General features: G+C 69.4%; 19 protein-coding genes. 6 read left to right on the forward strand and 13 right to left on the reverse strand.

Annotated elements, in window-relative coordinates:
• Positions 1-18 precede the first annotated feature (18 nt).
• Complete coding sequence (locus R3I40_RS04830; protein WP_183374397.1) at positions 19-813, reverse strand: ParA family protein; 795 nt, start codon at positions 811-813, stop codon at positions 19-21.
• Between the two features lie 40 nt (positions 814-853).
• Positions 854-1,807, reverse strand: coding sequence for a PAC2 family protein (locus R3I40_RS04835; protein ID WP_183374399.1), 954 nt, complete (start codon positions 1,805-1,807; stop codon positions 854-856).
• A 139-nt stretch (positions 1,808-1,946) separates the two neighbouring features.
• Here R3I40_RS04835 and R3I40_RS04840 point away from each other — a divergent pair, with 139 nt between their 5' ends.
• The gene (locus tag R3I40_RS04840) at positions 1,947-3,317 is read left to right on the forward strand and encodes a DUF2252 domain-containing protein (protein WP_183374401.1); all 1,371 of its coding nucleotides are present in this window, start codon (positions 1,947-1,949) and stop codon (positions 3,315-3,317) included.
• A gap of 23 nt (positions 3,318-3,340) precedes the next feature.
• Entirely contained in the window at positions 3,341-4,231 is an 891-nt protein-coding gene (gene trhO / locus R3I40_RS04845; protein WP_183374403.1) for an oxygen-dependent tRNA uridine(34) hydroxylase TrhO, read from the forward strand.
• 94 nt (positions 4,232-4,325) lie between these two features.
• Here the strand turns inward: trhO and R3I40_RS04850 are convergent, their stop codons facing one another.
• Genes R3I40_RS04850 through R3I40_RS04860 form a run of 3 tightly spaced genes read right to left on the reverse strand, consistent with a single transcriptional unit; the run spans position 4,326 to position 6,320 of the window.
• Entirely contained in the window at positions 4,326-4,946 is a 621-nt protein-coding gene (locus tag R3I40_RS04850; RefSeq protein WP_285261595.1) for an isochorismatase family protein, read from the reverse strand.
• The gene (locus R3I40_RS04855; protein WP_239375331.1) at positions 4,943-5,674 is read right to left on the reverse strand and encodes a queuosine precursor transporter; all 732 of its coding nucleotides are present in this window, start codon (positions 5,672-5,674) and stop codon (positions 4,943-4,945) included. The genes R3I40_RS04850 and R3I40_RS04855 overlap by 4 nt, the downstream gene beginning before the upstream one ends.
• Before the next feature lie 16 nt (positions 5,675-5,690).
• On the reverse strand, positions 5,691-6,320 hold the full coding sequence (locus tag R3I40_RS04860) for a TetR/AcrR family transcriptional regulator (protein WP_285261596.1): 630 nt from the start codon (positions 6,318-6,320) through the stop codon (positions 5,691-5,693).
• A gap of 85 nt (positions 6,321-6,405) precedes the next feature.
• Here R3I40_RS04860 and R3I40_RS04865 point away from each other — a divergent pair, with 85 nt between their 5' ends.
• Entirely contained in the window at positions 6,406-9,156 is a 2,751-nt protein-coding gene (locus R3I40_RS04865; protein WP_285261597.1) for an MMPL family transporter, read from the forward strand.
• Complete coding sequence (locus R3I40_RS04870) at positions 9,153-11,957, forward strand: YhgE/Pip domain-containing protein (protein ID WP_285261598.1); 2,805 nt, start codon at positions 9,153-9,155, stop codon at positions 11,955-11,957. Before R3I40_RS04865 ends, R3I40_RS04870 begins: the two co-directional genes overlap by 4 nt.
• Positions 11,958-12,004: 47 nt before the next feature.
• Here the strand turns inward: R3I40_RS04870 and R3I40_RS04875 are convergent, their stop codons facing one another.
• The 8 genes from R3I40_RS04875 to R3I40_RS04910 form a co-directional block, all read right to left on the reverse strand.
• Entirely contained in the window at positions 12,005-15,391 is a 3,387-nt protein-coding gene (locus R3I40_RS04875; protein WP_317700122.1) for an error-prone DNA polymerase, read from the reverse strand.
• Positions 15,384-17,060 (reverse strand): DNA polymerase Y family protein, encoded by a 1,677-nt coding sequence (locus R3I40_RS04880; RefSeq protein WP_285261599.1) that lies wholly within the window; start codon positions 17,058-17,060, stop codon positions 15,384-15,386. Before R3I40_RS04880 ends, R3I40_RS04875 begins: the two co-directional genes overlap by 8 nt.
• Positions 17,060-17,794, reverse strand: a complete 735-nt coding sequence (locus tag R3I40_RS04885; RefSeq protein ID WP_183374420.1) for a DnaE2-dependent mutagenesis accessory factor ImuA' — start codon at positions 17,792-17,794, stop codon at positions 17,060-17,062. Before R3I40_RS04885 ends, R3I40_RS04880 begins: the two co-directional genes overlap by 1 nt.
• Positions 17,795-18,342: 548 nt before the next feature.
• Entirely contained in the window at positions 18,343-19,257 is a 915-nt protein-coding gene (locus R3I40_RS04890) for an acyltransferase family protein (protein WP_183374422.1), read from the reverse strand.
• 394 nt (positions 19,258-19,651) lie between these two features.
• Positions 19,652-19,825, reverse strand: a complete 174-nt coding sequence (locus R3I40_RS04895) for a hypothetical protein (protein ID WP_239375316.1) — start codon at positions 19,823-19,825, stop codon at positions 19,652-19,654.
• A 57-nt stretch (positions 19,826-19,882) separates the two neighbouring features.
• On the reverse strand, positions 19,883-20,164 hold the full coding sequence (locus tag R3I40_RS04900; protein ID WP_221187092.1) for a type II secretion system F family protein: 282 nt from the start codon (positions 20,162-20,164) through the stop codon (positions 19,883-19,885).
• 82 nt (positions 20,165-20,246) lie between these two features.
• The gene (locus R3I40_RS04905) at positions 20,247-21,008 is read right to left on the reverse strand and encodes a TrmH family RNA methyltransferase (RefSeq protein WP_239375404.1); all 762 of its coding nucleotides are present in this window, start codon (positions 21,006-21,008) and stop codon (positions 20,247-20,249) included.
• A 50-nt stretch (positions 21,009-21,058) separates the two neighbouring features.
• Positions 21,059-21,850 carry an ABC transporter ATP-binding protein gene (locus R3I40_RS04910; protein WP_285261600.1) on the reverse strand — a complete coding sequence of 264 codons (792 nt, stop codon included), beginning with the start codon at positions 21,848-21,850 and terminating at the stop codon, positions 21,059-21,061.
• Between the two features lie 64 nt (positions 21,851-21,914).
• Between R3I40_RS04910 and R3I40_RS04915 the strand changes: the two genes are divergently transcribed.
• Both R3I40_RS04915 and R3I40_RS04920 read left to right on the forward strand, forming a co-directional pair.
• Complete coding sequence (locus R3I40_RS04915; RefSeq protein ID WP_239375314.1) at positions 21,915-23,399, forward strand: RNB domain-containing ribonuclease; 1,485 nt, start codon at positions 21,915-21,917, stop codon at positions 23,397-23,399.
• Positions 23,396-24,103, forward strand: a complete 708-nt coding sequence (locus tag R3I40_RS04920) for an Rv1486c family protein (RefSeq protein WP_285261601.1) — start codon at positions 23,396-23,398, stop codon at positions 24,101-24,103. The genes R3I40_RS04915 and R3I40_RS04920 overlap by 4 nt, the downstream gene beginning before the upstream one ends.
• The last annotated feature ends 19 nt before the right edge of the window (positions 24,104-24,122 follow it).

A 24,122-nucleotide genomic window follows, 5' to 3' on the forward strand; every position in this document is an offset into this window, starting at 1 on the left:
TGGGGGGAGTGGCGCTGGTCAGGAGTGCTGGCGCGAGTCCAGAATCGTGCCGAGCAGCGCGTCGAAGTCCTCCGTCAGCTGCTGCGCCGAGGCGCCCTCATAGGCGTGCAGCGGAACAGCGCCGCCCTGCGCCTGCTGCAGACCGATGCGCTCTTCGAGGATCGGGTCGATCACCTGATCGCCGAACAGGTCCTTCAGCTCCTGCACGCGGAACTGGTGCTCCACGCTGCGTGGACGGTACCGGTTCACCAGCACGCCCAGCGGCTGCAGTCGTTGAGCGGCGCCCTGCGCCTTCAGCTCGTCACCGAGCTTCAATGCGCGGTCAGCGGCGGACACAGCGAAGAAGCCGGGCTCGGCGACCACAATGCTGCGGTCCGATGCGGACAGCGCCATCTGCGTCAGCCCGTTCAGCGACGGTGGGCAGTCCACGAGCACGATGTCGTACTGCTGGGTGCGCTTGTCGAGGGCGTCGCGCAGTCGGCGCAGCGCCCGCCGGTCCAGGGCGGGGGAGTCCAGCCGGGAGGAGCGGTGCGACCCGGGGATGATGTCGAGGTGGCTGCGGGCACCGGAGCGGGCCCACGGAGTCTGGATGACGGAGCGGTCGATCGTTTCGGTGCGTGCGGAGGCGATCACCTCGGCGATGTCGGGTTCGCCGCCGGGCTCGCCGAGGAGTCCGAGGGTGGTGTCAGCCTGGGGGTCGAGATCCACGACCAGAGCGTTCACCCCGCGATGCAGCGCCGCAGATGCCAGGCCGAGGGTCACAGACGTCTTGCCGACGCCGCCCTTGAGGGAATACAGACTCACAACAAACACGGTGTCAGGATACCAACCGTCGGGTGGGCGGGAGCCGTGATCAGGCGGGGGAGTGGCCGGTGTCCTGCCCACCGCCGGTCGGGCCGTTGTCCTCGTCCTCGCTCATCCGGCGCAGGAACTCCTCCACGTCCTCGCTGAGCTCCTCGGCCCCCGGAATACGGTCGCCGGAGGTGGGGATCTGCTGCAGGAAGCCGTCGAGCCGGGCGTAGTTCGCCTCGAACTCGCCGATCATGGTCTGCAGCTGCTCATTGGACTCCAGTGCGGCATCCATCTGACGGCGGACCCCGTCGGCCTTCTCCTCCAGCTGGGCGGAGGGCTCGATCGCGGGGCCGCCGGCTGTCTCCACCGCGGACAGCAGCGTCAGCACCGCGGGGAAGTACTCGACCTCGTGGGCGTAGGAGGGGATGTGCGCGGCCAGGCCGACGACGGCGTGATCGGCTTCCGCCAGTCGCATCGCCAGTACGAGCGGGAACGCGGAGCGCAGGCCGACGGGCCCCGGCATCGGGTTGGAGATCGTCAGGTCCTCCGGGCGGGGCGCGAACGTGGTGACGGGCGTCGGGCGCGTATGCGGGGTGGCGGTCGGGAAGCCGGAGACCAGCACGGTGCGGGTCACGCCGAGCTGCTCGGTGACGATGCGGATCGCATGCGCGGTCCGCTCCCACTGGTAGTTCGGTTCGGGGCCGCGCAGCAGCAGGAACCGCGGTTTCGACGGCATCGACACCTCATGCAGTTCGATGCGGGGCGCTTCGTAGCCGGTGAGGCGGTCGGCGTCCAGGGTGATGCCCGGGCGCACCGCGGTGTAGTCGATGACCTGGTCGGCGTCGACCGTGCCGATGAGGCGGTGCTCGAACGAGGACAGGATGTGTTCATCGATCGTGGCCTGCACATGCCCGGAATCGGTGTAGGAACCGAGGGTGACGAGCATGGTGGGCGCGTCGACGGTGCGGGCGTCGACATCGCGCTCATACGAGAAGAGCGTGGTGGGATCGAGCATGGCTCCTCCGTTCGTGGGCTCAGCGCCCGCAGGGGCGGGGTCTCGGATTCGCCACCTGCTGGTGGCGCCGGTCGTGTCCGATCCAACGTCCTCGGCGCGCCCGCTATTCCCGGCCCCGGGCAGCGGTGATAATGGCCTCATGAGCATTCGCCAGTTCCTGCCGCCCGGCGGCAGCGCCCAGGACTCCTTCGACGCCGGCCGGGAGATCCGCGCCGTCCACCCCCTGGGCGACCACGCCGAACTGGTGATCAAGGAGAACCGCGACCCGCTCACGGTCATCGAACGCACCCACCGCACCCGCATCGAGGACCTCATCGGTGTGCGGGTGAACCGCATGCGGCAGAGCGCCTACGCCTACTACCGCGGCACCGCGGACATGATGTGCGCGGACCTGCGCTACGGCGCCGATTCCGGCATCCGCACCATCATCGACGGCGACGCTCACCTCGGTAACTTCGGCCTATTCGCCTCCCCGGAGCGCCGCCTCATCTTCGACCTCAACGACTTCGACGAAGCCGGCATCGGCCCCTGGGAGTGGGACCTGAAGCGCCTGCTCACCAGTTATGTCCTCGAACTGCGCGAACAGGGCATGAAGAAGTCCGACATCCCTCAGGAGCTGCGGGACATCTCCCGTGCCTACCGCGACATGTTGCTGGCGCTGTTCTACATGGACGCGACCGACCGGTACTTCGCCTCCGTCGGCGCCCCCGACCTGCTCGCCACCGGATACCGCACGTTCTCCAAGGCGCTGACGAAGGCGCGCCGCCGAACCAGTGAGCAGGTACTCGGCAAGATCGCCGAAGAGGACGAACGCGGCCGCCTCCGGCTCGCGCTGCAGCCGCCGCTGCTCATCCCGTACCCCGAGGGGCGGCGCGAGCGCATCCGCTACCGCCTCAACGAATACCTTGAGACGCTGCTGTCGGACCGCGCCCTGCTGCTCAGCCAGTACCGCCTGGTCGATGTGGCGCGCCGCGTGGTCGGTGTGTCGAGCGTCGGCACGCACTGCTCCGTGGTGCTGCTGCAGGGGCCGCAGGGGGAGCCGCTGGTGCTGCAGGTGAAGGAGGCGCTCACCTCCGTGCTGGAGTCCCACGGCGGCCTCACCGGCGTGACCCCGAAGGGAGCGGAGCACGCCTCCCGCCACGCCTACCGCGTCACCGAATCGCAGCGTGTGCTGCAGTCCACCTCCGACCCGTTCCTCGGCCGCACCGTGGACCCCGACGGCCGCAACTTCTACTGGCGGCAGTTCCGCGACATGAAGGGCAGCTTCAACCTCACCAGCGCCGAACCGGGGGAGGTGCGCGCCTATGCCGCGCTGTGTGCCCGCCAGCTCGCCCGCGCGCACGCCCAGTCGCCCGACGGCACCGCCATCGCCGGCTACCTGTACGAAGCCAAGAAGTTCGACAAGGCCGTTTCCCAGTGGGCCGTGGACTACGCCGACGTCATCGAGCAGGACTTCGAGGCGTTCACCCAAGCAGTCAAGGACGGGCGCTTCCCGGTCACCGACGGGTAGGTTCCGCCGGTAGGATCAGCGCCATGGCCATCCCGAAGATCCTCCTGTTCTACAAGTTCACCCCGCTGCCCGATCCGGAGGCGATCCGGCTCTGGCAGCGCACCCTGTGTGAGGCGAACAATCTGCGCGGACGGATCATCATCTCCGAGGACGGCATCAACGCGACCGTCGGGGGAGACCTCGACGATGTGAAGCGCTACGTGCGCACCACCCGCGAATACGCCCCCTTCAAGGACGCCGACATCAAGTGGTCCGACGGGCTCGGCGACGACTTCCCGCGCCTCAGCGTGAAGGTGCGCCCCGAGCTGGTCACCTTCACCGTGCCCGAGGAAGTGAAGGTCACCGCCGACGGAGTCCAGGGCGGCGGGGTTCACCTCAAGCCCGAGCAGCTGCACGAGCTGGTGGAGGCCAGGGGAGAGGAGGTGGTGTTCTTCGACGGCCGCAACGCAATGGAGGCGGAGATCGGCCGGATGCGCGGAGCCGTGATCCCGAACACGGACACCACTCGCGACTTCATCGACGAAATCGAATCCGGCAAGTACGACGATCTGAAGAACCGGCCGGTCGTCACCTACTGCACGGGCGGCATCCGCTGTGAGGTGCTGAGCGTGCTGATGAAGAACCGCGGCTTCACCGACGTGTACCAGATGGACGGCGGGATCGTCCGCTACGGCGAGAAGTACGGCAACGACGGCCTGTGGGACGGGTCGCTGTACGTGTTCGACAAGCGCATGCACATCGAGTTCGGCCAGGGCGCCGAATCGCTCGGGTCCTGTGTGGGATGCGGCGAGCGCACGCCGGTGTTCGTCAACTGTGCGAACCTCGCGTGCCGGAAGCAGTACCTGCGCTGTGAGCAGTGCACCGAGGCCGGGCGTGTGCCCACCTGCGGGCAGTGCGAGGGCGCTCCGGCCTGAGACGAGGGAGGCGCTGGGCCCGATCAGGTTCCAGCGGTCCTGCGCGGGAGCACCCGCTCCCCACTCTCACTTTACATAACGTACATTATCGGCGTTATGCAGAGGGTGTGTTCTGATCACTCGTACCGGTCAGGATCCCATGGCGCTCCAGATCCTCGAGCAGCTCCGCCGATGCCGCCGGATGCACCGCAGCACTCAGATCCGTCAGAACCCGCACACGTGGCCCAGCAGCCACCAGGTCACGTGCCGTGGCCTGCACGCAGAAGTCCAGTGCCAGACCGGTGACATCGGCCTGTACGTCCTCATGTTCCGCGACCCACTCGGCGAACGACTCCGTCGGCCCGCCGGAGGACGGATCGCCGATCACGCCCTCCATGCCGCTGTACGCCGGCATGCCGTAGCCCTTGCGCACGCGGATCACCTCCAGGTCGTCCGACAGGGCCGCGATCAGAGGATGCAGCTCGCCGCCGCTCGTGCCGGCGACGCAGTGCACCGGCCACGTGTCCTGGAAATCGGGCTCATCAGCGAAGTGTCCGCCGTTGTCGCTGCCCGGCTGATGGAAGTCCTGGGTGAGGACGATGGCGTCGTAGTCGTCGGCGTGGGCGCGCGCATAGCGGTCGATGTGCTCGGCGACCGTGTGGCCGCCCTCAATGCCGAGCGCCCCTCCTTCGCAGAAGTCGTTCTGCACATCGACGATCATCAGCAGGCGGGTCATGGGGCTTCTCCTTCGGTGCGGATATCGGAATGGATGGAACTGTCGGCGGCGCGCATGCGTGCCTGATAGCTCGGATCGGTCCGCTTCATCCAGCGGATCACGGCGGCGGTGGCCGGGACGGCGGCGTACTGCACGAGCACCTTGTAGAGGAATCCGAACGCGGTGTAGTTCGCCCAGTCGCCGAGCGTTGTGATGCCGATCGCGGTGGCGGCGATCGTGCAGAAGATGATGGTGTCCACCAGTTCGCCGAGGCCCGACGCTGAGAACAGGCGCGCCATCAGGCCCTTCTCCCCCATGCGCGCCTTCATGCGCGCCACCACCAGTGAATTGACGGTCTGTCCGGCGAGGAAGCCCGCCAGGGACGCCACCACGATGATCCACACCGGACCGAGAGCGACCTCCAGGCCGTGCTGCTTCTCGATGCCGTAGTCGTCGGTGAAGCCGGGCAGGGCGATGATCACCTGGTACACCAGCACCGCGAGCACGTTCAGCACGAAGCTGGTGAGGATCGCGCGGCGCGCCGCAGCGGGCCCGTACATCTCGGTGATGATGTCGCCCATGATGTAGGCGATCGGGAAGAGGAAGAATGCGGCGTCGGTGATGACCGGTCCGATCAGGACGCCCTTGGCGGCCCCGATTCCCGAGAGGATCACCACCACGGCCTGTACGGCCACGAGGATGTCGAAGTGGGAGTTGCCGCGATCGGCATAGACAGCGGTTCTGCTCATAGCGTCAGCCTACGGTTCAGAGCGGATCCACAAAGGTGTCGAGGATGGCTTCGATGACCCGGTTGGTGGTCTCCACATCGCTGGCGCCGTCGAGCTGTTCACTGAGCATGAGGTTCATGAACACGCCCAGCAGGGTCTCCGCCAGCAGTGTGGGATCGAGGGTGAGGCGCGCCTCTCCCCTGGCCTCCGCGGCGCGGAAGGCGTCCGCCACAGCGGTGCGCAGCCGTCGGCGCTGCACTGTGACATGGCGGGCGAAGGACGGATCCCGCAGCGCATAGCTCACCGCTTCGGAGTGCAGCAGGTACCACGGGATGGCGTTCGGCCGGAGCGCTTTGAGGACGGGGAGGTAGCCGGCCGACGGGTTCTCGTGCAGATCCGGCTTCGCCAGGTGGCCGGCGAGGTCGGCGATCACGCGGTCGGTCACGAGCTCGAACGCTTCGATGAAGACGTCGACCTTGGAGCGGAAGCTCGAGTAGAAGGCGCCGCGCGTGAAACCGGCGGCGCTGGTGAGGGCGTCGACGGTGGCACCGTCCACACCGAAGTCGATGAACACCTGAACACTGGACTCCACCAGCTTCGATCGGGTGTTCTCCTTCGAACGCACGGCACTGGTCGGGTCCTGGACCGCTTCGCGCACTTGGCTCACGTCACTTCTTCCCATCATTGAAACAGGTCTCGATGCATCATAGTATCGAGCCCGATACAGTTCTGTATTGAACGGAAGGTGTTCTGTGTCCTCATCCCTCTACCGCCTCGGACTGCGCGCCTCACACACGCCCAAGCGCATCATCCTGATCTGGCTCGGCATCATCGTGCTGCTCGGTGCCCTCGCCGGCGCCTTCGGCGACCGCCTCAGCGACGAATTCGCCATCCCCGGCACCGAGGCTCAGCAGGGCCTGGACAACCTCGAGACCCGCTTCCCGGAGATGTCCGGAACCTCCGGCGAAATGGTCTTCCGCACCACGGACGGCTCCCCCATCGACTCCCACCGCGACGAGATCACCGCGGTGATGAAGGAGATCTCCACCTACAAGGACGTCGTCGCCGCGCCCGACCCCTACGGCGAACACACCAAGGGCGTCACCAGTGAGGACGGCACCGCCCTCATGGGCAGCGTCCAGATGGACGGCGGGCTCGGCTCCTACGACCCCCACAGCATCGAGAAGATCCAGAAGCTGGCATCGGAGCACACCGGCAACGGCCTCGAAGTCATCCCGTCCGGACAGATGCTGAAGGACCCGTCGGTCCCGATCTCCATCACCGAAGCGCTCGGCGTCCTCGCAGCCCTCATCATCCTCGCCGTTTCGTTCCGCTCCCTCGTGGCCGCGTTCATCCCGATCGTCACCGCACTGGTCGGCGTGGGCATCGCGATGCTCCTCATGTTCGCCGGCACCAGCATCCTGACCGTGTCCTCCACCGCGCCCACTCTCGCCGTCATGATCGGCCTGGCAGTCGGCATCGACTACTCCCTGTTCATCGTGTCCCGCCACATCGACCAGCTGCGGGACGGCATGGCCGTGGACGAGTCCATCGGCCGCGCCACCGCCACCAGCGGCAGCGCCGTGGTGTTCGCCGGTATGACGGTGGTCATCGCCCTGATCGGTCTGTTCATCACGGGCATCCCGTTCCTCACCATCATGGGCGTCGTCTCCGCCATCGCTGTGGCGGCGAACGTCGCCGTCGCACTGACTCTCCTGCCGGCGATCCTCGCGCTGCTCGGTGAACGGCTGCGGCCGAAGTCCGCCCGCTCGTCCCGCACCGCGCAGCAGGCCGACGGCCCCGACCATCGCTCAGGCTCGCACGCCGCGAAGCCCGCCCGCACACCCCTGCGGGAGAAGTGGGTCCGCCTCATCACCCGTGTGCCGGCCCTCACTCTCATCGTGGTGCTCGCAGCAACCGCTGCACTCATCATCCCCGCGAAGGACCTGCGCCTCGCCCTGCCCGATCAGGGCACGGAGCCCGTCGGCTCCGCCTCCCGGGTCGGCAACGACGTTGTGGTCGAGGAGTTCGGCGAGGGCTACACCGCGCAGATCCTCGTCACCGCGGACATCGTCAACTCCACCGACCCCGTCGGCGTGGTCGACGAACTCGCCGCGCGCGCGAAGAAGCTCGACGGTGTGAAGACCGTCCAGCTCGCCACCCCGAACCGCGGCGCCGACATGGGCGTGGTGGTCCTCATCCCCGAGCACGGCAGCTCCGACCCCTCCACCGCGAAGCTCGTGGAGGACCTGCGGGACCACGCCGCCGGCTGGGAGAAGGACCTGAACATCTCCCAGGTCACGGTCACCGGGTCAACGGCCGCCGCGACCGACATCACCGCCCGCCTGTCCGCCGCTCTGATCCCCTTCGGCATCTTCGTGGTGGGACTGTCGCTCGTGCTGTTGGCGATCGTGTTCCGCTCCATCTGGGTCCCGATCAAAGCGGCCCTCGGATTCCTTCTGTCCATCGGCGTCGCGTTCGGCGTCTCCGCGATGGTGTTCGAGTACGGCTGGGGCGCTGACATGCTGAACATCGCCGCCACCGGGCCCGTCATCTCCTTCATGCCGATCATCGTGATGGGCGTGCTGTTCGGACTCGCCATGGACTACGAAGTGTTCCTCGTATCCCGAATGCGCGAGGACTTCACCCACACGCGCGACGCGAAGGGTGCGATCACCCGCGGCTTCACCCACAGCGCACCCGTGGTCATCGCCGCCGCCCTGATCATGCTGTTCATCTTCGCGGCGTTCGTGCCCGAGTCCACCTTCGAAGTGCAGCCCATCGCCCTGGCCCTCGCCGCCGGCGTGTTCGTGGATGCCTTCATCGTCCGCATGACCCTCGTCCCCGCGGTCCTCGCCCTCATCGGCGAGCGCGCCTGGCACCTGCCCGCTTGGCTGGACCGGCTCCTGCCGAACATGGACGTGGAGGGCGAGGGCCTCGCCACCGTCCTGGAGCACCAGGCATGGACCCGCGAACACGGCCGAGCCGTGATCCGCCTCAATGAGGTGACCGCTCCCCTGCTCAGCGGAACCGGCACCCTCGGCCCGATCAGCGAGCACGTCCGCTCCGGGGAGATCATGCTGGTCACTGCCCCCACCGCCGACGAACGCGACACCTTCACCCTTCTGAGCGCGGGGCGCCTCCTGCCCGAATCCGGGCACGTGGTGATCGGCGACCGCATCATCCCGCTGGAGACCGGTGCCGCGCAGCAGAACGTGCTGCTCACCGGTGAGGACCCCGTCGGCGCCCTCACCCGCCACCGGCCCTCCGACCCGACCGCCACCGCGGTGGTTCTGCCCAGCCTCGCCGCCCTCGTGGAGGCCGACGGAGGCGTCGATGCGCTCCTGTCCCGCACCCGTCAGGGAAGTGCCGCCGTCATCGCGGCGGACACCGACCCCGCAGCCCTGCTCGACCAGATCGACGATCTCGCGGACGTCCGCATCCTCGACCTGGCCGATCTGAGAACCCGCCCAACCGATGAGAATGCTGAGGTGCTCGCATGAGCCGCCGCCTTCGAACCATCCTCGTTGTCCTGCTCCTGCCGCTGCTGATCGCCGGCGCCGGCCTCTGGGCCCTGAAGGACCGCGCTGACGCCATCGACAAGGTGCCTGCCGCCGTCGTCAACCTCGACGAGGGCACCGAACTCACCCAGCCCGACGGGAAGAAGCAGTTCGTGCCCTTCGGGCGCCTCCTGACGGGCGCCCTCACCCACCCCGAGACCGTTGAGGGGTCCGACTCCCCCGACACCGCCGGCTTCGACTGGCAGCTCACCACCGAGGAGGACGCCCGTGAGGGCCTGGACAGCGGCAAGTACTCCGCCGTGGTCATCATTCCGAAGGACTTCTCGAAGAAGCTCGGCACGATGGGGTCGAAGGACGCGGTCCGCTCCCCCGTCACCGTGATCACCAACGATGCCTCCGGCATGCTCGACTCCCTCGTGGGCCAGGCGATCGCACAGGTGGCGACCTCCTCCATGAACAACCAGCTCGCCGAGCAGTACCTCTCCCAGCTGTACGTCGGCTTCAACTCGGCCCAGAAGGGCATGCAGGACGCCGCCGACGGCGCCGGCGAGCTCTCCGACGGCGCCGGCGACCTTGCCGAGGGGACGAAGAAGAACGCGAAGGGCGCTCGCGAGTACTCCGAGGGCGTCGACCAGTACACCAAGGGCGTGGACAAGCTCGCCGGCGGTGTCAGTGATGCCGCCGGCGGCGCGGGGGACCTCTCCACCGGTGTCGGTGAGCTGTCCAAGGGCATGAGCGGCCTCGCCGACGGCACCGGTGACCTCGCGAAGGGGTCAGCGGACCTCGCCGCGGGCGCTGACCGGTACGCCGACGGTGTCCGCACCTACGGCAAGGGCGTGGACGCCCTGGCCGCCGGTGCCGGCGACCTCGACAAGGGCGCCTCCGGGCTCGCCAAGGGCGCCGGTGACCTCTCCACCGGTGCATCCGACCTCTCCACCGGTATGGAGGACCTCGTGGACGGATCCGATTCCGTCGCGACCGGCGCGGAGAAGCTGGACGCCGCCGTCAACGGTGAGGACGGGCTTGTCCAGGGCGTCCAGCGAGGCGCCGACATGATGAAGGGCAAGGACGGCCAGCCCGGCTTCGTGGAGGGCGCCACCGCCACGGCCGACGGAGCCGAAGCCTTCGCCGGCGGCGTCTCGAAGCTGCAGCAGAGCACCGGGAAGCTCGCCCAGGGCTCCGACGCCGTCACCGGCGGCCTCAAGGACATGAACGGTGCCCTCAACGGCTCCGGCAGTGCGCAGGACCCGGGCCTGCTGCCGATGCTGCAGCAGATGGAGGCCACCTGCGCCGACTCCGGTGCCTCCCCCGAGTACTGCCAGCAGGTTTCGGCCTCGCTGAAGTACGCGCAGGGCATGGACCAGGGCCTCAACGGCGACGGCGGCAAGGGCGGTCTGATCGACGGCTCCCAGCAGGTCACCGACGGTATCCAGCAGATCGACGGCGCCCTCACCGGGACGTCCGAGAAGCCGGGCCTGGTGGACGGCGCGCAGCAGGTCGCCGACGGCACCCGGGCTCTCGCCGACCACGCTCCCGCCATTGAGAAGGGCTTCCGGGATCTGAACACGCACGTCACGGAGCTCGGTGACGGCGTGCACCAGCTGGCGGTGGGCTCCCGCGGAGTCGCCGACGGTGTCTCCGCCTCCCAGAAGGGCGCCGCGGATCTCGCCACCGGTGCGTCCGGCCTCTCCGACGGAGCCGGGAAGCTCGCCAAGGGCACCGGTGACCTGTCCACCGGCGCCGAGAAGCTGTCCGCCGGCACCGGTCAGATCACCGAGGGCGCCGACGGTCTCGCTGCGGGTGCCCGCGGCGTGTCGGAGGGCTCCTCACAGCTTGCGGAGGGCGCCGATCAGCTCGCCGACGGCTCCGGCAGCGCCGCGAAGGGCGCCTCGGATCTGGCCACCGGTATGGGCGAGCTGGACCGCGGCGGTCAGCAGCTGTCGAAGAACTCCGGGGAGCTGTCGAAGGGCGGGCAGCAGCTCGCTGACGGTGCTGAGCAGATCGATGACGGCACCGGGAAGCTCGCTGACGGCAGCGGTGACCTGCAGAAGGGTCTGCAGGACGGCGCGGACCAGATTCCGACGTACTCGAAGCAGGAGCAGAAGGATCTGGCTGCTGCCTCGACGCAGCCCATCTCAGTGGATTCGCTGCGGCAGAATGCGGTGAACGGCGGTGCGACGGGTGCCTTCCCGTTCGTGACTGCTCTGGCACTGTGGATCGGTGCGTTCGGCATCTTCGTGGTGTGGCCGGCGCTGTCGAAGCGTCGCCTGGATGAGGCGCGTCCGATGTGGCAGGTGGCGCTGCTGTCGCTGGTGCCCGCCGTGGTGATGGGCGCCGCGCAGGCGGTGCTGGTGCTGCTGACGCTGCTGGTGATCGGTGTGAACGCCGCCAGCGTGCTCGGAGTGGTGGCGCTGTCGCTGCTGGCGGCGGTGGTGTTCGCCGCGATCCACCAGATGATGCTGACGGTGTTCGGCACCTCGGTGGGCAGGGTCGCGTCGGTGGTGCTGCTGGTGCTGCAGGTGGTTGCACTGGTGGGCATTCTGCCGCTGGAGACCGCTCCGCAGCTGCTGCAGTCGGCGGCGGGTCTGATGCCGCTGACAGTGGCCACGCAGGGCCTGCTGCATGCGGCGCTCGGCGGGTCGGTGGTGTCGATGTCCAGCACCCTGGCGACTCTGCTGCTGATGGGGCTGGTGTCGGTTGCGGTCACGCTGGTGGCGGCGCGGTCGAAGCGCACGGTCACGGTGGACCCGCTCCCCCGCCGACGGGCACACGCTGCCGCATGACGGTCTGACCGCTTCACCGCTGTATCCTCGGCGCCCGTTCCCCTCCCTCAGCAGAAGTTGCGGGAGGTGGAGCGGGCGCCGAGCGGCATAGCGGCGACGTCATCGGCAAGGACGCTGATCACCCCTTCGTCGCTCTTCTCCAGCCGGCCGCGGATGACGACGGCTGGACAGGTGCGCAGCACGGCCCGGTGACGGCCCCAGAACCCTCGTGAGCAGATGACGTTGAGGATGCCCGTTTCGTCTTCGAGGCTGAGGAATGTGGCGCCGCTGGCGGTGGCGGGCCGCTGACGATGGGTGATGATCCCCGCGGTGCGCAGGCGCGTCCCGTGGTCGTGGTCGCGGAGCCGGGCGATGGGGTGGACTCCGTCGGCCTCCAGTGCGTCCCGCAGCAGCGCGACGGGGTGCTCAGCTGGGGAGATGCCGGTGGCCCAGGTGTCGGCTGCCATCAGTTCGGCGTCGCTCATGCCGGGAAGCATTGGGGCGTCAGCGCCGATGTGCACTCCGGGAATGGTGCCGGGGCTCTCGTGGGCGGCGATGCCGGCGGCCCACAGGGCGGCCCGTCGGGACCCGGCGATCTCGTCCAGCGCACCGGCGGTGGCGAGGGCTTCGAGTTGGGCGAGGCTGAGCCGCACCCGCCGGGCGAGGTCGATGACGGAGGCGAACCTCCCTCCCCAGGCGCGCTCGTCCACGATCCTCTCCGCCACGGCGGTGGAGATGCCGCGGACACTGGACAGGCCGAGTCGGATCGCGGGGCCCGCGGCGGCTCGCTCTCCCTGCACCTGCTCCCCCGGTGCGAAGCGGTAGGGGCGGTGGTCGTCGGTGAGCTCAAGGGTGGTGAGGGCGTCGCTGGCGTGGAGGTCGGCGCCGAGGGTGACGACGCCGTGGCGGCGCGCATCCGCGACGAGGGACTGCGGGGAGTAGAACCCCATCGGCTGGGATCGCAGCAGTGCGGCGGTGAACGCCGCCGGGAAGTGCGCTTTGAGGAACGCGCTGGCGTACACGAGGTACGCGAAGGAATAGGCGTGGGACTCGGGGAAGCCGTAGTTCGCGAACGCGAGGATCTTGCGGTAGATCATCTCCGCTGCTTCGCCGTCGATGCCGTTGTTCGCCATGCCGTCGAACATGGCGGCGCGCAGCGCCATCACTTTCGCGCTGGAGCGCTTGGATCCCATGGCGCGGCGCAGCTGGTCGGCCTGGGCGGCGCTGAAGTCGGCGACATCGACCACCATCTGCATCAGCTGCTCCTGGAACAGCGGCACCCCGAGTGTGCGGCCGAGTGACTTCTCCAGCCGCGGGTGGGCGAAGGAGATCTCCTCCTCCCCCATGCGCCGACGGATGTAGGGGTGGACGCTGCCGCCCTGGATGGGGCCGGGACGCACGAGCGCCACCTCCACCACGAGGTCGTAGAATTCGCGGGGCCGCAGCCGCGGCAGGGTGGAGATCTGCGCCCGTGACTCCACTTGGAACACGCCGACGCTGTCACCGGCGCACAGCATGTCGTACACCGCCGGGTCCTCCTGCGGGAGGGTTGCGAGGGTGTAGTGCTCGCCGTGGTACTGGGAGAGGATGCGCAGGCAGTGGTCGAGTGCGGTGAGCATGCCGAGGCCGAGGAGGTCGAACTTCACCAGGCCGGCGTCGGCGCAGTCGTCCTTGTCCCACTGCACAACGGTGCGGTCGACCATGCGGGCGCGCTCCACGGGCACCACGTCGATGACGGGGCGGTCGCACAGCACCATGCCGCCGGAGTGGATGCCGAGGTGCCGTGGGGCGTCCCGCAGGCGCCGCGCCATCCGCTGAACGTCCTCGGGCAGGTCGGCGGTGCCGAGGGAGGTGAAGGAGCGTTCGATCCGTCGCGCGAATGCGTCCTGCTGCCCGGGCGCGTATCCGAGGGCGCGGGAGGCGTCCCGCACCGCCATCCGCGCCCGGTAGGTGATGACGTTGGCGACCTGTGCGGCGTTCTGCCTCCCGTACTTGCGGTACACGTACTGGATGACCTCTTCGCGCCGGTCGGAGGCGATGTCGATGTCGATGTCGGGTGGGCCGTCGCGTTCCGGTGCGAGGAACCGTTCGAACAGCAGCCCGTGCATGACGGGGTCGACCGCGGTGATGCCGAGCGCGTAGCAGACGGCGGAGTTCGCCGCTGAACCGCGCCCCTGAGCGAGGATCTCGTTGTCCCGGCAGAAGCGGATGATGTCCTCCACGATGAGGAAGTAGCCGGGGAAGTGCAGGTCGGTGATGACGCGCAGCTCATGCTCGATCTGCGTCCACGCCCGTTCGTTGTCACTGCCGCGCGGTCCGTAGCGCTCCTGCGCCATCTGGTGGGTGAGCTCCCGCAGCCAGGTCGCTTCGGTGTGCCCGTCGGGCACCTCGCAGGGCGGCAGGTCGGGGGCGAGGAGGGTGAGGTCGATGGCGCAGTCGCGGCCGATGATGGCGGCGTTCGCCACGGCCTGCGGGTACCGCCGGTGGATGTGCGCCATCTCTTCGCCGCTGCGCAGGTGCGCGAGGCGGCTCGGCAGGTGCGGGTCGGCGTCCTCGAGGCTCTGCCCGGCGCGGAGGCTGGCATGGACGTCGGCGAGCTGCTTGTCGGTGGGGGCGGCATAGTGGACGTTGCCGGTGGCGACCAGCGGCAGGTCCGCCCCGGTCGACTCCCTCGCGATGCGGGCCCCTTGGGCGAGGGCGTCGTGCAACTCGTCCTGGAGGCCGCTGTGCTCCAGCGGAAGCTCCACCACCACCGCATCCGTCCCGTACTGGTCGACGAGGCGTTCGATCTGCTCCGCGGCGGCCAGTGCCGCCTGCTCGATATCGCCCGTGGCCAGGTGCGGCAGCACGGCTTGCTGAACGGCGCCTTTGCGGCAGCCGGTGAGGATCAGCCAGTGCCCGCCCCGGGCCGCGTCCTGCAGTTCGGTGCGGTTGTAGCGGGGTTCGCCTTTGTCGGCGCCGTCGAGGTGGGCGCGGGCCATCGCAGCGGACAGCCGACGGTACCCGTCCTGACTGCGGGCCAGCACCAGCAGGTGTTCGCCCTGCGGGTCGTGGCTGCCGGTGCGGGGCGCCGACGCGGCGCTCGGCGGGGAGCCGGCGACGGGCAGGGTGAGCTCTGCGCCGTACACGGTGCGCAGGTTGTGCTCGCGGGCGGCCTGCGCGAACCGGATCGCCCCGTAGAACCCGTTGTGGTCGGTGAGGGCGAGCGCATCCAGTCCGAGCCGGTGCGCTTCGGCGACGAGGTCTTCGGGGCTGGAAGCGCCGTCGAGGAAGCTGAAGTGACTGTGGGCGTGCAGTTCCGCGTACGGAACGGCCCGCTCCGGCTCGTAGGTGGGAGTGCTGTCCTGCTCACCGGTGTGCTCGATGTGGATCTGGGGCCCGACCGGCACCGACCGGTCCGACAGCACCGCTTCGAGGTCCCGCCAGCTGGGCGGCCCGAGGAACCATCTAGTCATACAGCGCCTCGATCCGCCAGGTGCCGCGTTCGCTCAGCAGCACGAGCGCGAGACCGCTCTCCAGCAGCACCTGCATCCGTGCACCGCGGTGAGCACTGGCAGCGTCCGCGCTGCGCCACCATCCCTGGTCGAGGATCTCGGGGGCGCTGAAGCCGGTGAGGCCGACGGGGGCCGTCCCCGCCAGGTGCGGAGGCAGGCCCTGCTCGCTGGTGAGGTGGGTGGGGTCGGCGCTGAGGACACCGCGGGCGGTGACGACGACGTCGGCCCCGTCAGCGTCGGTCAGCTGCACGGGGATGGTCTCAGCGAACACGGTGGCGGGCAAGGGGGCGGCGGGCCTGCCGGGCCAGGGACCCGTCGGCACCGCGGGTGCTTCGCTCTTCCACGGGATGGTGGCGCTGAGGTCCCGCAGGAGCCGGCCCGTCGCGTTCGGCGCGGGGATCAGCACCGCCTGCTCCCCCGCGATCGACTGGGCGCGAGTGAACGCGCGGTGCGCCCGCAGCGCCTTCTGCCCGGTCTGTCCCCACAGGGCGGGGGCGTGCGTCCCGGCGGGCACCACCTGTTCGGGCAGCAGCTGCAGGTGGGTGAGGGCGCCGGTGCGGATGTCGGTGCGCAGTCGGGCGGTCTGGATCCAGCCGTCGCACTGCCAGCGGACCCGGTCCACGATGTCGGCGGTGGTGAGGGCGCCGTCGTGCCGCCAGGTGCGGGCGGTCTCATGCCCGCCGTCGGCGCGGGCGATGACGGTCAGGCGCGTGCACACCGCCCCGTGCCGGCGCAGCTGCTCCTGCAGCTCCTCCGCCATGGGCTTGGCCACGAACGCCGCCTGGTCCACTCGTTCCAGCGGCGGGTCCAGCACTCTGTCCACCTGGATCGGCTGGTCGAGCCGAATGTGCACAGGCGCTGTCGGTTCCTGCCCGTTGGCCAGCAGGTGCAGCAGTGCCACGGCAGGACCGAACCGGTCGGTGACCGAGCGCACCGGCAGGGCGGCGAAGTCGCCGAGGGTGTGCATGCCGAGGCGCTGCAGCAGGTCAACCGTCTCCGGGAGGGACACATCGGTGGTGAGGAAGCGGGAGCTGTGCCCGATCGGCGCCTCCAGCAGCGTCGCGATGGGGTGCGGCGCGAGGTAACGGGCGGCTTCACCGGGGCGCACGATCCGGCCGGTGCGGGCGGCGAGGATCGCCGCGAGTGGTCCATCGGCGATGCCGACGGTGCATTCGAACCCGGTGAGGTCCGCAACCGTGTTGATCAGCGCTTCGGCGAGCTCCTCTTCACTCCCGGCGTGCCGGGCGGGTCCCCGTGCCGGCATCAGCAGCGCCCCGGGTCGCAGCGCCTCGACCCCGGCGGCGACGGTGTCCACAGCAGCCGCCACGGTTTCGAACAGGGCCGCTTCGGCATCCTCGCTGCGGTCCACGAGAACGAGGTTCGGGCAGGTGGCCTGCGCGGACCGCTTCTTCATCCCCGCATGGACCCCGAGAGCGCGGGCGCTCGCGGACGCGGTGAGGACCCGATGGTGGTCCATCACCGCCAGGAGAGCTGCTGCGCGGTCTGTCTGCAGGGTGTGGTCCCGCTGCGCTTCGAGGGCAGTGAGCAGCGGCCAGTCGGGCACCTGGACGCAGACGGTGCGGGTCGCGGTCGTGGGGGTGGCCACGGTGCTGGAAGCGGGTGCGGACATCAGGCGGACCGCACGATCGACAGGGCCGGGCGCTTCGACCGCGACGGCGCGGAGGAAGCAGGCGCAGACGCTGCGGTGGTCAGCGGCGATACGACCATGGCGCCGCTGACGCTGGGCAGAGTGATGTCGACACGGCCCGAGGGGAGGCCACGGTTGGTGACGGCAACGGCGACGTCGTGGTGACGAAGCCGCCCGGAGCCGCGGCGCAGGCCGCGCCAGCGCACATGGTCGGCGCTGATCCGCAGGTCGGCACGGCCGGGCGGGTCCGCCGCGAGCAGCAGAGTGTCCTGTGCGCGGGCGCGGGAGATCGCGGCGCGCCACAGCTGGTCGGAGACGGCGCTGCCGATGACGACGACGTCGACCCCGTCGATCATGGCGGAGACGAGCTGGGAGATGCTGGCACCCGGGTCGGGCAGCAGGGCGAGACGGGCGGGATCCACACCGAGGTCGGCGACAGCGCCGAGGCCGAGGTGCGGCATGCCGATGACGGCGCACCAGGACTCCTCCCCCATGGCGGCGCCGGCGAGGGCGAGCAGGAGCGATGTGCTGCCGGTGACGGCGACGCTGCTGCCGGGCCGCAGGCCGGCGAGCACTGAGGCCAGGGCACTGGGGACGGGCAGGGAACCGGTCTCCACGGGCCGACGGATGCCGCCGGTGAGACCGCTGACGCGCGCTTCGGCCGTGCTGAGGACGGCCTGCGCGCGGGCAAGCCGGTCATCGAACGCGATGCTCACTGCAGTCCACCCCTTCCCCGGATTAGAACGTGCGTCCAATCTAGTGGGGCAAGGCGTGTTCGATCAACCCTGTGTTCGAATGTGGTGGTGTGGATGCGGAAGAAGGCGCGGGCGCAGATACGGGTGCGTATCCGGTACCACCACGCTCAACTGCTTTCGATCATTGCGGAGCAGGGGGCGCTGGGATGCTTGCTGCTGCGCATTGAGAGCAATGCGGCAACCGCGTTGAGCAGGCCAGCGGAACCGATGACGGACCCCAGCACGACCGAGCGGGTCACGACAAAGCCCCAGGTCGATGTCGCCGAAGCAGACTGCGATCCCGAGGGTTGCGATCGATAGTCCAGCGATGAGGTTCTGCGCGGACCGGAAGCGAGCTTGGGGGGCGTGCGCTGTACCTCATGTTCGCCTCTTTCGAATGGCGTCGAGGTGGACCGGGACTGGACCCACGGGCTCGTCGATGGTCCGGGCCGCTGGCTTCCCTCGACTCCCGCCCCTCCTGACTCGAGGCGCCCCCTGAGCCTCCGGGCCCCGGGGTGGGGGGCGATTCGTCATGCCCGGCCGGCGCGCACGCCCTCACGCTTCGGGACCGGCAACCTGAACAGGAACGACTCCGACAGCCGCGTCAGCGCCAGCGGGACGCCGATCCCGACCACGAGCAGCAGCGGGCCCAGGACCCACCACGTCACGTCTCCGATCAGCAGGTACGCGACACCGATCGCAGGGAAGTGGGCGAGGTAGAAAACGATGGACCGCTCACCGATGAACTGCAGGCCCCGAGACCGGGGCGCACGCGGAGCGATCCACACGGCAGCGAGGATCCCCGCGAGTGAGACGAGGAAGCCGGCGATCGACTCATCCGATCCTTTCATCCAGACGGCCGCCGCAACGGCAGCTACGGCGAGCAGACAGGGGGCCCAGGCGCGGACGCCCTGCCATCGGTCCAGCCACCGCGCGAGGGCCGCGCCGGCAAAGAAGAACGAGCCGAACCAGAGCACTCGAACTACCGCGTTCGTGTCCGGGAACTGCGCCAGGATCACCATGGGGATCGGCCACACCCATGCGGGGATCCAGCGGGTCATCGGTGCGACCAGGTAGCAGGCGAGAAGGACAGCCAGGAACCAGAGGTGCCACGCCCCACCGGCCCAGGCCCAGATAGAGACCAACGTCGCGGGCGACAGCAAGACGATGCAGCTGATCACCATCCACAGCACGTACGGCCAGAGGATCCGCTGAACCTTCCCGGCGTAGAAGTCGCGCAGGGGTTTCGCCACAGACCGTGGGAGAAGCAGGCCCGAGAGTGCGAGCATCACAGGCATCCGGAACGGGAGCAGGAAGTCCATGACGGGCTGCCACGCTGGGGACGCACCGCCGAGGACGGCGGGGACCGTGAGCACGTGGTGGACGATGACGAGGATGATCGCCAGCCCGCGGAGCTCATCCATCCATTCGAGTCGCTTAGCCATGTGCGGATCCTAGCCTGACCTCGCGGTATGTGCGCATCGGTCCCGGGTGGGGGTCTCGGGATGGTCAGTACGCCAAACTGTCGCGGAGTTCGGCCGCGCACTCGTCGGACTCGCAGATCGGGCTCCGCGGGGCGGCAGGGTGGTCGCTGCACATCATGCACCAGCGGGTGCGCGGCGGGAGCCCTAGCAGCGTCCGAATCCAGTTCATGCCCGCATCGCAGCGGCCGGGGTCATACCCGCGTCCACTGCCCACCGATCGTCGGCCCGGACCCGCACGCGCATGTCCGCCAGCCGAGCATCGCCCGCGTCGCCCCGCACGGGCACGGCGTGGGGAGCGGCTCCGCCCAGCCCACACGGATCCGCCGGAGCCACGGGTCGGGGGCCGGGATCGCGGTCATGCCGGCTCCCAGCAGCCGGCGTCCTGCGACTCCTCACCGACTGATGCGAGAGGATCCACCGGCGTGGCCGCGTTCCGCTCGAACCAGGGGATCGGCTTGATTCCGGTCTTCATCTCCTCGACGGCGAGGCGGATACCGTAGGCCCAGTCGCGGTCTGCTTGACTGCTCATGGGCAAGAGCCTGCCGCATCCCTCCAACACTCGAGCATGCGTTCGAGAAAAGGCGGCTCAGGGTTTGAGGCTGATGGCGACGGTGACGCCATCGGTGAACCGGGTGATGGCCTCCAGGGATGTGCGCCGGCCCAGCTGGCGGAGCGCATCCTCCACGTCCGCTCCGGCACGGATATCCGCGACAGTGCGGCCGGGCTCATGCGCCAGGGGGCCGCTCGTGCTTCTACTGCCCCTCTCCATCGCCGCAACAGTGCCTTCACCGGCGCCGACCGCGAGAGCGAGCAGGTCCGCAACCGTCGGGAAGGGGAACAGTCGTGCCCACGACCCCAACCAGCTCACCAGCACCCGCGGGCATGATTCACAGAAATTATGGACAGACCGTGACATCCGGCAGCCAGGCGTCCGACGCCGCGGGGCGGTCTCAGGCCAGTGCGAGCTCCGCCTGCCGCTGCCAGAACACAACAGCGCTCGCCGCCGCGACGTTCAACGAGTCCACTCCCCCGCTCATCGGGATGATGATCGTGCCGTCCACTCGCGACAGGGTGGACCGCTTCAGCCCGTGCCCCTCGGTGCCGAGGATGAACGCGACCTTCTCCCCGGGGCCGAGCTCGGCGTCCTGCAGCGGCACCGACCCCTCTTCCAGCGCCAGCGCGTAACTGGTGAACCCGTGCTCGCGCAGCACATCCAGGCCATGCGGCCACGCTTCCAGGCGGGTCCACGGCACCTGGAACACCGTCCCCATGGAGACCCGAATGGACCGCCGGTACAGCGGGTCCGCGCTCGACGGCGTCACCAGCACCGCATCCACTCCGAGTGCCGCCGCGGAGCGGAACATCGCGCCCAGGTTCGTGTGGTCCACGATGTCCTCGAACACCGCCACAGTGCGTGCACCTGCGAGGACCTCCGCCACCGTCGGCAGCTCGGGGCGGTGCATCGCCGCCAGTGCCCCGCGGTGCACATGGAAACCGGTGGTCTGCTCGAGCACGTCCTCGCTGGCCACGAACACGGGGACCGATGGATCCTTCTCGAACAGCGGCGCGAACTTCTCCAGCCACTTCTCACTCATCATGAACGACCGCGGGCGGCACCCCGACCGCAGCGCCCGGTCGATGACGTTGAAGCTCTCCGCCATGAACAGACCGCGCTCCGTCTCCAGAGCACGGCGCAGGTTCACGTCCGTCATCGAGTGGTAGTCCCGCAGGCGCTCATCCTGCGGGTCCTCGAAGCGGATGATCACGAGAGGGTGAGGGCCCGCGCAGTGAAGCGCTCCCCCTTCTTCTCCGCCACCAGGGGCAGGCCGAACGTCTTCGTCAGGTTCTGGGAGGTCAGCACGTCGCTGATCGCGCCGGCCTTCACGATCTCGCCGCCGCGCAGCAGGACAGCGTGCGTGCAGCCCGGCGGGATCTCCTCCACGTGGTGCGTCACCAGCACGGTCACCGGGGTGGCGGGATCCTTCGCGAGGATGCCGAGGGCGCGCACGAGGTGCTCACGGCCGCCCAGATCGAGGCCGGACGCGGGCTCATCCAGCAGCAGCAGCTCCGGGTCCGTCATCAGAGCGCGCGCCGAGAGCACGCGCTTCTTCTCCCCGGTGGACAGCGTGCCGAAGCGCCGATCGGCGAGCTTCCCAGCGCCGAACACGGTCAGGAGGCAGCGCGCGCGCTCCACATCGGAGTCCTCATACTCTTCGCGCCAGCGGCCCACCACCGAGTACCCGGCGGTGACCACAACGTCCAGCACACGCTCACCGGCGGGAACGGAGTCGGCGAGGGCCTGGCTGGCGAGGCCGATCATGGGGCGCAGCTCGAACACGTCGGTGCGGCCCACGCGCTCATCGAACAGGTCCACGGTGCCGGAGCTGGGGTGCATGCGCGCCGCCAGCAGGGAGATCAGGGTGGACTTCCCAGCGCCATTGGGGCCGAGCACCACCCAGCGCTCCCCCTCGCTGATCGTGAGGGAGACGTCCTTCAGCAGGTGCTTCTCACCTCGGCGAACACTGACGCTGTTCAGCTGCGCAACAGGAACCATGCCACCAACCCTACCGCCCGCTCCCCCCACCCTGGAGGCAGGGCGCGCCCGTACACTGGCGCGCATGACGAACCGAACGGTGAGACTGTCCGCCCACGGCGTCGCGGCCGATGAGATCCGCGCCGCCATCGATGTCCTGGTCGCCGCCAACGAGGTTCCGGTGGAGTTCCCGCCCGCCGTCCTGGAGGCCGCTGAACGCGCCGCCGGCTCCTGGCAGAACGGCGAGGTGGAACGCGAGGACCTGCGGGACATCCCGTTCGTCACCCTCGACCCCGCCTCCTCCACCGACCTCGACCAGGCGCTGCACATCGACCCCGATGGGGACGGCTTCCGCGTCCGCTACGCCATTGCGGATGTGCCCGCCTTCGTGCACCTCGGGGACGTGATCGATCAGGAGGCGCGTCGGCGCGGCGCCACCGTGTACCTCCCGGGCCGACGGGTTCCGCTGCACCCCGAGGTGCTGAGCGAAGGAGCGGCATCCCTGCTGCCGGACCAGGACGCTCCCGCATTCGTGTGGGACATGCGCCTGGACGCGGCCGGCGCCGTCACCGCCTGCAGCCTCACCCGTGCCGTGGTCCGCAGCCGCGAGAAGCTCGCCTACGACGCTGTCCAGCACGACCTCGACGCCGGCCAGGGCCACCCCATGATGCTACTCCTGCAGCAGGTCGGCGACCTCCGCATCGAACAGGAGAAGCTGCGCGAGGGCGCCTCGCTGAACACGCCGGAGCAGGAGGTGGAGGAGAACGAGGACGGCAGCGTCCGCCTCGCCTGGCGCACCCCGCAGCCGATCGAGGACTCCAACGCGCAGATCTCCCTCATGACGGGCATGGCCGCAGCGCAGATGATGATCGATGCCGGTGTCGGCATCCTGCGCACCATGCCCGCCCCCACCGATGAGGCCCGCACCCGTTTCCGTCTGCAGGCGGAGGCCCTCGGCATCACCTGGGCCGACGGTCAGCCGTACGGGCAGTTCCTCCGCACCCTCGATTGGCGCAATCCCCAGCATCTCGCGCTGCTCAACCACGCAGGGGTGCTGTTCCGCGGTGCCGGATACCTGCCGCTCGGGGCCCCGCCGGCCGACGACGACGCGGACGAGGCGCCCAGCCTGGAGCAGGCCGCGATCGGCGCCCCGTACGCCCACGTCACCGCGCCGCTGCGCCGCCTCGTGGACCGCTTCGGACTCCTCGTCTGCTGGATGATCAGCACCGACCGCGCCATCCCCGCTGAGCTGCGCGCCGCCCTCGGCGAACTGCCGGAGATCATGAAGTCCACCGGTTCCGTCGCCGGGAAGCTGGAGCGCGAAGCGGTGGATCTCGTGGAGGTGCTGAGCCTGAAGCCGTTCGTGGGCCAGGAGTTCACCGGCACCGTCATCAAACGCTCCGATGGGGAGAAGCCGCGCGTGGAGGTGCAGCTCGTGGAACCACCCGTCACCACGTGGGTGGCCGCCGACGCCGACCTCGGCACGCACGTTCGACTCCGCCTGGAACGGATCGCTGAACCGGAGAAGGACGGCGCGATCCCCACCGCCGAGTTCAGCCTCCTGACGTGACGGCGATCCCTGTGCCGCGCCTGGCGGTGCTGTCCTCCTGGGCGCACGGTCTGCTGCGCGGCCGCCTCTGCGCCGACGGGCTCCTCGACCAGCTCGACGGCCCCGAGTTCTTCTTCGCTCCCCCGTTCGACCCGGCGGCGTGGCTGCTGGACCTGCAGCTGATGCACCGCCCCATCGTGAACCTCGTGCTGCCGCAGCCCGGGCGGATCGCCGGCCTCATCGGCCCGCCCCCGGCGATCGCGGCGGCGCTGGGCACGGGGCAGGCGCTCGTGGTCGCCGACGGGCCCCTCGCCCACCACACCCTCACGGTCCACCGCCAGGATCCGCACCACCGCACCCTCGTGGTGGATCGGCACAACGCCCCACCGAACCGGCCCGTCACGCCGCAGCGGACCGACGGGGCCCGGGAGCACCTGTTCCGCTGCCTGCAGGACGCGGCTGACCGCGCGCAGCGCCTGGACATCGTGCTGGAGGAACCCGTCGGCCCCGCGGAGCTGCCCGACGACTGGTTCCTGATGGAGCCCCACCCCGGGATCGACGCGGGGCATGTGGAAACCGCGCGGATCGCGGGCCGCGCCGCGGTGCAGTGCGAGCGGCTCCTGGAGGACCCGGACCTCGATACGGCGCGACGGGAGTTGGTGCGGGATCTGCATGATGCTGCCCGCAGCGCCCTCAGCGCGGTCCTCTCCTCCTCACCAGTGTGAGCGCGGCTAGACTGCGCAG

It is taken from the genome of Helcobacillus massiliensis, from assembly GCF_033106145.1.
Classification (GTDB): Bacteria; Actinomycetota; Actinomycetes; order Actinomycetales; family Dermabacteraceae; genus Helcobacillus; species Helcobacillus massiliensis.